Origin of the sequence: Grimontia marina (genome assembly GCF_900060185.1) — a bacterium.
In the GTDB taxonomy this organism is placed as follows: Bacteria; Pseudomonadota; Gammaproteobacteria; order Enterobacterales; family Vibrionaceae; genus Enterovibrio; species Enterovibrio marinus.
This window is the reverse complement of record NZ_FIZY01000164.1, coordinates 1-1,211: the sequence shown is the minus strand read 5'-3', so window position 1 is coordinate 1,211 and position 1,211 is coordinate 1. Positions and strand designations below refer to the sequence as shown.

Below are 1,211 nucleotides of genomic sequence, written 5' to 3'. Positions count from 1 at the left end.
GGTCTTTCTCCACCGCTGTCGCTTGTCTTTCCGACAATGACAAAGACTGTTCAATGCACTCGGGCAGCCCGAGATATTGCTCATATTCACCCAGTAAAAGGTGAGATTGTTCAGGGGTGGTTTCCTGCTGCAGGGAATCGGTTAGGGCATCGATATCCGCAAGGCTTGTGGCCAGAGCCCGAAGCAGTCGCGTTTGGTTGGCTTCCAAATCCCTAGGCCAGGCGATGCCTTGAGGCATCAGCTGTTGCAACACATCTAACCAGGCATCGGTGGATTGTGCGCGTGTCACTCTATCCATTGCGGTACCTCGAAAGTGATAAGCTCATCGCTTTGGCTGGTGATATCACTGTCCAGTGGGGTGGTGTAATCGACAAGCCCAGGTGCGGTGCCAATCGCGGTGCGAACCTGAGAGAGCAACAAGCTGCTGCCGGGATGGGCCAGTAAACGCTCCAATCGCGTCAGTTGCGCGATGACAGCCGCGCGTGTGTCGCTGTTATCCGGGATGAGCTTAATGGTCAGTTGAACGGGCTTTAAACGCAGCTTGAAAATGATGGTTTCAATCCCTGCAGGGCGGCCTACCTCCAGCCCTGTGGCTGGGTCTTTATGCCGATAGATATACTCTCTGACAGCGTCCATTTTAGTGGTTGAAGGCAGCATGTCGGCATCACCATCACACACAAACGTGAGGCCGACAGTGCTGCCACCTTGCCAGGCATCGTAGGCCCAAGCACGGGTCACACCGGGCACTTCAGTCGCCCAGGCCATATAGTCATGAACAGCCCCACCCATCGGCGGGTATTGCTTGCGAAACCAAAGCCGTGCCAACAGCTCTGAAATCGGCTCGATGTCAGTGCCACCATCCATGTTGATGACGGTCGCCTGACTGCCGATACCGGGGGAGGGATTCACCAGTGTCAGGGTGTCATTGGCTGCCAGGTTACCGGATGTTCCTGCGTGCTCAGCCTGTATTTCTGCCACCAGTTCGCCGCCTGTAGGCAGTGCGCTCTCTGTGACTCGGTAACGCGTGCCGTCCCCGGAGGTGAGTACGCTATCAAGAGGCAGTTGGGCGTTATCGCTCGCGCTGAAGGTGGCGCTTCCATTGGCGTTTTGAGCCAGCTTTCGTGGCACGCCTTCATAGGCGGCCCTGGCTTCGATGGTGCTGTCGTCACTTTCTGCGGTTGGCACAATCTGTTTGGAAAGCCAAACCAGCT

The 1,211-nt window shown here is 56.3% G+C and carries 2 protein-coding genes; both read right to left on the bottom strand.

Features of this window, described 5'->3' with window-relative positions; translation table 11 throughout:
- Nucleotides 1-298 (bottom strand): putative phage tail protein (locus GMA8713_RS25715; RefSeq protein ID WP_157515797.1); only part of this gene is annotated, 298 nt, incomplete at its 3' end.
- Nucleotides 286-1,211, bottom strand: a 926-nt coding sequence (locus GMA8713_RS25710) for a baseplate J/gp47 family protein (protein ID WP_062715512.1), incomplete at its 5' end; no start/stop codon positions are given. The genes GMA8713_RS25715 and GMA8713_RS25710, both read right to left, overlap by 13 nt.